General features: G+C 43.2%; 9 protein-coding genes and 1 pseudogene. 4 read left to right on the forward strand and 6 right to left on the reverse strand.

From position 1 onward, the window contains the following. Positions 1-99 precede the first annotated feature (99 nt). From IQ242_RS11560 to IQ242_RS11570, 3 genes are all read right to left on the reverse strand, one after another. On the reverse strand, positions 100-1,113 hold the full coding sequence (locus tag IQ242_RS11560; RefSeq protein ID WP_193960075.1) for an aldo/keto reductase: 1,014 nt from the start codon (positions 1,111-1,113) through the stop codon (positions 100-102). Positions 1,114-1,364: 251 nt separating this feature from the next. After that, a complete protein-coding gene (locus tag IQ242_RS11565; protein ID WP_193960076.1) occupies positions 1,365-1,682 on the reverse strand; it encodes a hypothetical protein in 318 nt (105 codons plus the stop codon). Positions 1,683-2,013: 331 nt separating this feature from the next. Continuing rightward, positions 2,014-2,574 carry a 5-formyltetrahydrofolate cyclo-ligase gene (locus tag IQ242_RS11570; RefSeq protein ID WP_046660513.1) on the reverse strand — a complete coding sequence of 187 codons (561 nt, stop codon included), beginning with the start codon at positions 2,572-2,574 and terminating at the stop codon, positions 2,014-2,016. 126 nt (positions 2,575-2,700) lie between these two features. Between IQ242_RS11570 and grxC the strand changes: the two genes are divergently transcribed. The 3 genes from grxC to IQ242_RS11585 all read left to right on the forward strand — a co-directional run bounded on the left by grxC (position 2,701) and on the right by IQ242_RS11585 (position 3,879). Next, entirely contained in the window at positions 2,701-3,018 is a 318-nt protein-coding gene (gene grxC, locus IQ242_RS11575) for a glutaredoxin 3 (protein ID WP_002751734.1), read from the forward strand. After that, entirely contained in the window at positions 3,003-3,497 is a 495-nt protein-coding gene (gene tadA / locus IQ242_RS11580) for a tRNA adenosine(34) deaminase TadA (protein ID WP_106909406.1), read from the forward strand. Before grxC ends, tadA begins: the two co-directional genes overlap by 16 nt. A 79-nt stretch (positions 3,498-3,576) precedes the next feature. Next, positions 3,577-3,879 carry a HigA family addiction module antitoxin gene (locus IQ242_RS11585; protein ID WP_193960077.1) on the forward strand — a complete coding sequence of 101 codons (303 nt, stop codon included), beginning with the start codon at positions 3,577-3,579 and terminating at the stop codon, positions 3,877-3,879. 701 nt (positions 3,880-4,580) lie between these two features. Here the strand turns inward: IQ242_RS11585 and IQ242_RS11590 are convergent. Together IQ242_RS11590 and IQ242_RS11595 are read right to left on the reverse strand one after the other, a co-directional pair. After that, on the reverse strand, positions 4,581-4,982 hold the full coding sequence (locus IQ242_RS11590) for a phage integrase SAM-like domain-containing protein (protein WP_002740193.1): 402 nt from the start codon (positions 4,980-4,982) through the stop codon (positions 4,581-4,583). Between the two features lie 140 nt (positions 4,983-5,122). After that, positions 5,123-5,941, reverse strand: a complete 819-nt coding sequence (locus IQ242_RS11595; RefSeq protein ID WP_193960078.1) for a hypothetical protein — start codon at positions 5,939-5,941, stop codon at positions 5,123-5,125. Positions 5,942-6,186: 245 nt separating this feature from the next. Here IQ242_RS11595 and IQ242_RS11600 point away from each other — a divergent pair, with 245 nt between their 5' ends. Beyond that, positions 6,187-7,350 (forward strand): cysteine desulfurase family protein, encoded by a 1,164-nt coding sequence (locus IQ242_RS11600; RefSeq protein ID WP_193960079.1) that lies wholly within the window; start codon positions 6,187-6,189, stop codon positions 7,348-7,350. A 62-nt stretch (positions 7,351-7,412) separates the two neighbouring features. Here the strand turns inward: IQ242_RS11600 and IQ242_RS11605 are convergent. After that, a pseudogene (locus IQ242_RS11605) lies at positions 7,413-7,585 on the reverse strand (NAD(P)H-quinone oxidoreductase subunit D4); the annotation flags it as partial.

Genomic DNA, 7,585 nt, shown 5'->3' on the forward strand with positions numbered 1-7,585 from the left:
TAAGAGACAGCCTGCCCCCCTTGATAAGGGGGGTGCCGATCCCCCCTTAGTCCCCCCTTAATAAGGGGGGAAAGCTGACAATTTTTAACACCTACCTACTTATCGACGGTACTCATCACCGCAATCACCAATTAACTGCAATAAATCCCGGGATTTTTGCAAGACATGATCAATTTTTTGATAGTCTTGGGGAGATAATTGAAAATCGAAAATACGGGCATTTTCTGCGATATGTTCAGCAACACCCAAACGCACCCCGATAATTGCTCCAGCTACGGCTTTTTGTTCGAGAACGTAACGCACTGCCACATTAGGAATGGTGACGTGATAGGAATCAGCGATCGCTTTAAGAACAGTTAATAATTCTTGGAATAATTGCCAGTTTCCCCAAGCATCGATCATGTTTTTATATTTCCGTAAACTAGCGGTATTGAGACTCATGGGATTGGGTTCAGGATGACCGAGATATTTAGCTCCTAATAAGCCTCCTGCTAGAGTACCATAGGCGAGGAGATAGATGTTATGTTCTTGGCAAAATTGCGCCATTTTGACGAGGGGACGGCGATCAATTAGGGAAAACTGGACTTGATTGGAGACTATTTTAATCCCGGCGCTGAGAATAATTTTTAAATGTTCCGTGTCGAAATTAGTCAAGGCCAGGTGTTTAATTTTGCCTTCCTGTTGTAATTCTCCTAAAAAATATAAGGCATCTAGATAATTTTTATCGCGATAATCCCACCAGTGAAACTGCAATAAATCGAGACTATCCACATCCATGCGACGCAGGGAAATAGCGATATTTTTTGCGACTATTTCCTTAGTCATTTTACCCGGACGGGGAACCCATTTAGTGAAAGCTTGCAGATTATTTAAAGCATCAATGCCCCTTTGAGCGACTAATTGACGACGAAATTCTCCGATAAAATCTTCGGACGGACCGTAATGATCGGCCAGATCCCAAGTGGTGAAACCGGCATCTAGATAGGAGAACATACTAGGGATCGCTTTTTGGGGTGCGATCGAACCATGGGCACCTGAAACCTGCCACATTCCGTTCAAAATACGGCAAATTTCCAGATCGGGGGTAAACTGTAAGCGACGAGATTCGGACATGGGAGCTTTTCAGTGTTGCCAAAGGCACGGCGTAGCCGTCCAGTAAACAGTAAACAGTAATCAGTGAAAAGACAGCAGAAAACTGCCATTGAATACTGCTCACTTAATATTCTATTCTCCTACTGACCACTAATCACCGATTACTGATTCAAGACAGATCGATCGTCCCTGTCTGGAAAAAAGCGGTAAAGGGGAAGACTTTCGGAAAAATCTCCCCCTTTTTAGGTTTTTGCTGCTCAATTTTTGCTGGGTTAATATTCCACTTCCAATCGCGCTGCGGTGACAGCATCAAAAGCGAAAGCGAGAACTATAGGCATGGGACAAGCGAAGATGACACAGAGAATTAAAGCTGTCACAGTCAATCCGATCGCCACTCCTAACCAAAGTTTTTCGGCAGGAGATAGACCTTTTTGGCGCTTAATTTTTTGTAACACTTTGGTGGGAATTGGTTCTGGCATCACGGCATTGGGAGGGAATGCCCAATAATTACTGTAGCGTTCGAGAAATAGCTCTGTCCAGCCGTTTTCTTGACACCATTCTTGAATCCATGGTTCGTGAAAGTGTTTCATTGCTTCCCTGTTGACTTTTTCTGGTGATTACTATAAACATCTCTTGATGCGAACTTCATCCTAGCAAAGCTATCTTAAGGGTCGATCGGATTCAATAAAACTTAATATAATACTAAATCTGTTGAGTATAGGCTACATATCGGGACAGGCAAAAGGCAACCCCCCCAACCCCCCCGACGTCGGGGGGGCAAGAGGCAAAAGGGGGAATAAATAATCAGTCTTTAATAACCGGATTTAGTGTAAGCTTGCAGCCGTCGGCTGTCAGCCATCAGCTTGTTACTTTCTAGGGATCAGCTTGGGGATTGGGTGTGAGGGAATAGGGAAATAATTGTTAAAAAATTTCGGTTCTTGATTCGGTACAGATTGCCTGTAATTTTTGGTCCCAAGTATCGAGGGGAAGGGTATCAAGATAGGCAAAGTCAAAGACAATCCCGATCGAGGGGATAGCTTGCCATTCGGGGGAATGTAGGAGACGATCAAAATAACCTCCCCCGTAACCTAAGCGATAACCTTGGCGATCGCAAGCGACGGCGGGAATTAACAGTAAGTCCACTTCAGCGGGTAAAATGAGAGGGGCGATCGCTGTTGGTTCATAGATGCCATAACGATTTAATTCTAGGGGATCGTCGGCAGTCCAACAGTGCCAAGTCAGGCTATCTCCGTCACAACGGGGAAAACCCCAGCGATGGTGTTGACAAAATAAGGAACTTAAATCCGGCTCTTGACGATAACTGAAGTAAGCGAGAATGGTTTTAGCGTGCTGAAAGAGGGGTAAAGATTGTAAATTTTTGCAAAGTTGCTGACTATTTTCTTGCCAAATATGCTTAGGAAGCGATCGTCTTTGGGTAATTAGTTGTTTGCGTAATTGGGCTTTTTTGGTAGCAGAATCCATAAAATAAAGATAAATAGGAGAGTAAGTAGCTGGTTATAATTAAATTGAAGATGGATCCCCCCTTAATCCCCCCTTATTAAGGGGGGCATCTGACAGTTTTTAACACCTAACTACTTAGTAAGAACGATGCTAAATCTATTTAACTCGCTTTTTGGGCGTTATAACGAGAATATCAAGGCCAATGTGGAAATTTACACTTGGGCAACTTGTCCCTACTGTATTCGTGCTAAATGGCTGCTGGGTTGGAAAGGGGTAAAATACACCGAATACAAGATTGATGGGGATGAAAGCGCTCGTCAAGCCATGGCGGAACGGTCTAACGGTAAACGCAGTGTACCACAGATTTTTATTAATAATGAACATATCGGTGGTTGTGATGATTTGTATGCTTTGGATGGTCAGAAAAAATTAGATAATTTATTGGCTAAATGTGGGACTATCTAAAGTCTATTGACGAAAAAGCCTATGAGAAACATCGGCAATGGATGCAGTTAGCTTTAAATTTAGCGGCAACTGCGGGGGATCGGGGTGATGTACCTGTGGGAGCAGTTATCGTGGATAAAGAGGGACATTTAATCGCTCAAGGGGCTAATTGCAAGGAAAAACACCATGATCCCACCGCTCACGCCGAAATTCTGGCGATTCGTGCCGCTAGTCAAGTGTTAGGCAATTGGCACTTAAATGATTGTACCCTCTACGTCACCCTTGAACCCTGTCCCATGTGTGCCGGGGCAATCATTCAGGCTAGATTAGGATTATTAGTGTACGGTGCTGACGATCCCAAAACAGGAGTTATCCGCACTGTGGCTAATTTTATAGATAGTCCTTTTTCTAACCATCGTTTACCGGTAATCGCGGGAATTTTAGCCAAGGAATCCGGGGAATTATTACAAACATGGTTTGAGAAAAAAAGAAATGTTTAAAGGAGTCAGGGAGATAGGAGTCAATATCAAATTAGGTTACACTTCATCTTAATGAGAAGAGCCGTAAGGAAAATTGACGATGAATAATTGGAAAAGTTCTATCCACCCTGGTGAAATTTTAGCTGATGAATTAGAGGAAATTAATCTTAATGTTTCTCAGCTTGCCAAAAGAGTTAATATCTCTGAGAATGAACTTGAGCAAATTCTCAAGGGACAAGGAAATATCACGGGAGATATTGCTTTAAAATTAGGGCGTTTTTTTAATACAGGGGCAGAAATTTGGATTAATTTACAAAAAGCATACGAGTTAGATATAGCGAGGGAAAAGTTAGGAAATACCCTCGAAGAAATTATTCCTTATCAATCCCTGTCTTCAGGATAAATTCTCTTGAATTCTATAATTATTCATTTGACATACTGGCTGCATCTCACATTTGCAGAAATAGCGACAATCAGCAATTATCAGTCATCCCTAAACTGATACAAATGTATGAATAACCGCGTGTGGGAGTTAATCATACTATTAAAAACGGATTTGCTATTACCGTTAACAGTGGACTAGCTGATCACCACCAGTTGCATTAACCGGATCTTTTGCCAAAAGCGATCGCCCTTGAGCTTCAGCGATCGCCGCTTGGGTAAACATTTAGTCTAAACTCCAGATTTAATTCTCATTGCTTTATTAGGAGATGCCCAAGATTATCAAGACTGGATTACTCATATTCCTCTATAAATAGCGAAGATTTAAAAGGGAATCCAATCAGGGTGAGCGCATCTCAAACGCTATTGACAATTGGCCAATTTTGTGGTCCGCTTGCTGTGTAAGCATTTCAAGTGATACCAGTCAATCAGAATAGTTACCGACCCAATTGGTCGATTGTTGCTTAACAATTGAGATGGCAAATTCTCCTCAAATATGCCTGAATCGTGGGTAAGCAACCCACATAAAGTTCATTTTGTCAAGGATTGTTAAGATGCGCTTACCCTGTATAACAGTTATCTTCATGGTGAGGAGGGTGGGGGATTGCCCCTCGGCTAAAATCACCAAACATCCCACATATCTTCACTCAATGGGTCATTGTATCACTCTAGGGTTTCCAGCCATTCACTCATTTCTTCCTTGATGGTTTCTTTAAGTTCTCGCAAATCATCTTTATCTATTAAGCCTTTTTCCAGTAAGAAAGTGTAGAACTTTTTCAGACTACCTGCGTTAGCCTTGAGGCTTGATTGACTGGCCCACAGGGCCTTTTTGATAAACCAATAACCCAAAAAGTCACCGACCATATCTACCCCGTCTTTAGCTTCTACTGCATCCTCATAGAGTAAATATTCGTTGATATAAAAATCTATATTTGAAATATGATTATTAATGGTTTTTTCCGACAAACCTGATGATTCTAGCCAACTCTCGAAATCCTTTAGTAATTCATGATTGACTTTTCTTATCTTTTGACAGTCAGCCTCGTATTTCTGGGAATCATCCATCTCAAATTTCTCTCCTCTAAATCGCTGCTCAATGGTCAATAGGGTAATGAATCAAGTCTTTTTTTCCAAGCGTCTAAAGCCGCCATTTTCTCCTCAGGTTCAACCTCGGCCAACTGCCGGAATTGCCTTTCCCTTTTCTGCTAAATAGCTCCAACGATGTTAGACTCAATTTGCTCAATGATGGCGGCCACATCTTCTTCTGTATCTCGAGGTTGGGTTAATTCCACATCCGTTGAGAAGAGGCACATTTGAGTCCAGTCTAAGTTTTCCACTTCACACTGGTCAATCACCGAACTGGGGATGTTTTTCAGGGTGATGCTATCCCATTCAATGCCGATGAGATTGCTCTGCCGGTCAATTGTCACAATTCTTCCTTGCCAACCACCGATGTCAGTCCCCAAATCTGGGTCAAGTACACCCTGTTTGACGATGACCGAGTCGCCGACTTTGAAGGCAAACTCTGACTCGGAAAATTCGGGCGACAAGGTGGAGGCAACCGAGAGATGATACTCGCTTCCTAGCTCTTTTAACTCAAAATCCACAATCATCCGCTTGTTTTCCGAGAAATAACGGTTTTTCCTAGCGATTAGCTCCTCGATTAGCCCTTGAATCTCCGCCTTGAGCCTTTTATCTCCTTTAAGAAGGTCTTTATTAAAAACTCGGTCTATCATCTCTTGCCGCTTTGACTCGGGGGACAACGCCAGATTCCAAGCGATTATCCCTATGGTCAGCAGTGTTCGCATAGATCCCTTTGTTTCATTGGATTTGCGGTAAGGCTCGATAAAGTCCTCCAGAACTTCCGACATTGTGACTTCCCCAGAAGGAGAGACGACAAAGTCCTTGAAAGCCGATGACTTTTCTCTTAATTTCTTCTCAAAGCTTTTCAAGGGTTTTTCGGATCCTTGGGACATTTTCTGCAGCCTGAGCAGTTCACTAAATGCCTTCGATTTTTTAGCCATGATTGAGCGGGAAAATATGTGTTATTAATCCTGTTGGGTTGCTGAACAACATTGGAATAGGGGAATTGTAACTGCTGTCAGAGAGCGATTGCGCTCTCATTATTAAATCTTAAAGTTCTGGCCTGAGTCGTCAGCTGTTGACTACTATCCGATACTTTTTTGTTAACATAGATTAGCAATGCACTTTCAGAGATTCTCTTAAAATAGGGTATATCTCCTTCCCAAATCCCCCGCAAGGGAAAAATATGTCTCAAAAGCCGATTTATCTAGATTGCCACGCCACGACACCCCTAGAGCCGCAGGTTCTGGCGGCGATGTTACCCTATTTTACCGAACACTTTGGTAATGCCAGTAGTATTAATCATGTCTATGGTTGGACGGCCGAGGCTGCGGTTAAACAGGCAAGAGAAACAATCGCCGCTGCTATTAATAGTAGTCCCGAAGAAATTATTTTTACCAGTGGAGCAACGGAGGCCAATAACCTGGCTATCAAAGGGGTTGCCGAAGCTTATTTCGCCAAGGGACGACACCTAGTTACGGTGGTGACAGAACATCGGGCCATTTTAGATCCCTGTCATTATCTGGAAAAATTGGGTTTTGAGGTGACAATTTTACCCGTCGGTGCTGATGGACTAATTGACTTGGAACTACTAGAAAAATCTTTGCGTCCTGACACGATTTTGCTGTCAATTATGGCTGCTAATAACGAGATTGGGGTGATTCAACCTTTAGCGGCAATTGGGGCGATTTGTCGCCAGTATCAGGTACTTTTTCATACGGATGCGGCCCAAGCAATCGGGAAAATTCCCCTAGATGTGCAGGAAATGAATATAGATCTGATGTCCTTAACTGCCCACAAAGTCCACGGACCAAAGGGAATCGGTGCGCTGTACGTCCGGCGCCGAAACCCCAGAGTCCGTCTCGCCGCTCAAATTCAAGGGGGAGGCCAGGAAAAAGGACTGCGATCGGGTACACTGTTTACACCACAAATTGTCGGTTTTGCCAAGGCGGTAGAATTGGGCATCAAAGCGATCGAAGAAGATACCAGCCACTTAAATCAGTTAAAAGCCCGTTTATGGGAGATTATCAGTCAATTAGACAGAATTTATCTCAATGGTCATCCTAGCCAAAGATTAGCCGGAAATTTGAATATTAGTATTGAAGGGGTGGACGGTGCGGCGTTATTGTTAGGATTACAGCCAATAGTGGCGCTTTCCTCCGGTTCTGCCTGTTCTTCTAGCCATACCGCCCCCTCTCACGTTTTAACTGCCTTGGGTCGCCCCGAATCTCTCGCCTACGCCTCCCTACGCTTCGGGTTGAGTCGTTTTAACACTTTAGAAGAAATTGAACTGGTGGGGGAACAGGTGGTTTTAACGGTTAATTCCCTCCGCAAAGCCAAAAATTTTTGACGTTTCGGCACCTATCCACAAGTTAGTTTCGGTCTAGGTTTGAAAAATTCCGAAAAAGCTTTCTATGATTGCTTTTGACTAATTGCCGTCCCGGTTAATAACACTGATGCTTGGTTTTCACTCCAGTGAATCATCCAACTCGGTTGTAATCCCAAAACAATAATAAATAAAGCCAAAGCAATTTCGGGAAATCTTTCGGGCCAGGTACTGCGAGGAATGCGCGATAATTCAGGGG

The organism is Microcystis sp. LEGE 08355, assembly GCF_015207185.1.
GTDB classification, from domain to species: Bacteria; Cyanobacteriota; Cyanobacteriia; order Cyanobacteriales; family Microcystaceae; genus Microcystis; species Microcystis panniformis.

Coding starts and splice junctions, on each gene's coding strand:
- IQ242_RS11595 (WP_193960078.1), bottom strand. CDS start 5,941: ATGGCTAAAAAATCGAAGGCATTTAGTGAACTGCTCAGGCTGCAGAAA.
- IQ242_RS11560 (WP_193960075.1), bottom strand. CDS start 1,113: ATGTCCGAATCTCGTCGCTTACAGTTTACCCCCGATCTGGAAATTTGC.
- IQ242_RS11570 (WP_046660513.1), bottom strand. CDS start 2,574: ATGGATTCTGCTACCAAAAAAGCCCAATTACGCAAACAACTAATTACC.
- grxC (WP_002751734.1), top strand. CDS start 2,701: ATGCTAAATCTATTTAACTCGCTTTTTGGGCGTTATAACGAGAATATC.
- IQ242_RS11590 (WP_002740193.1), bottom strand. CDS start 4,982: ATGGATGATTCCCAGAAATACGAGGCTGACTGTCAAAAGATAAGAAAA.
- IQ242_RS11565 (WP_193960076.1), bottom strand. CDS start 1,682: ATGAAACACTTTCACGAACCATGGATTCAAGAATGGTGTCAAGAAAAC.
- tadA (WP_106909406.1), top strand. CDS start 3,003: ATGTGGGACTATCTAAAGTCTATTGACGAAAAAGCCTATGAGAAACAT.
- IQ242_RS11600 (WP_193960079.1), top strand. CDS start 6,187: ATGTCTCAAAAGCCGATTTATCTAGATTGCCACGCCACGACACCCCTA.
- IQ242_RS11585 (WP_193960077.1), top strand. CDS start 3,577: ATGAATAATTGGAAAAGTTCTATCCACCCTGGTGAAATTTTAGCTGAT.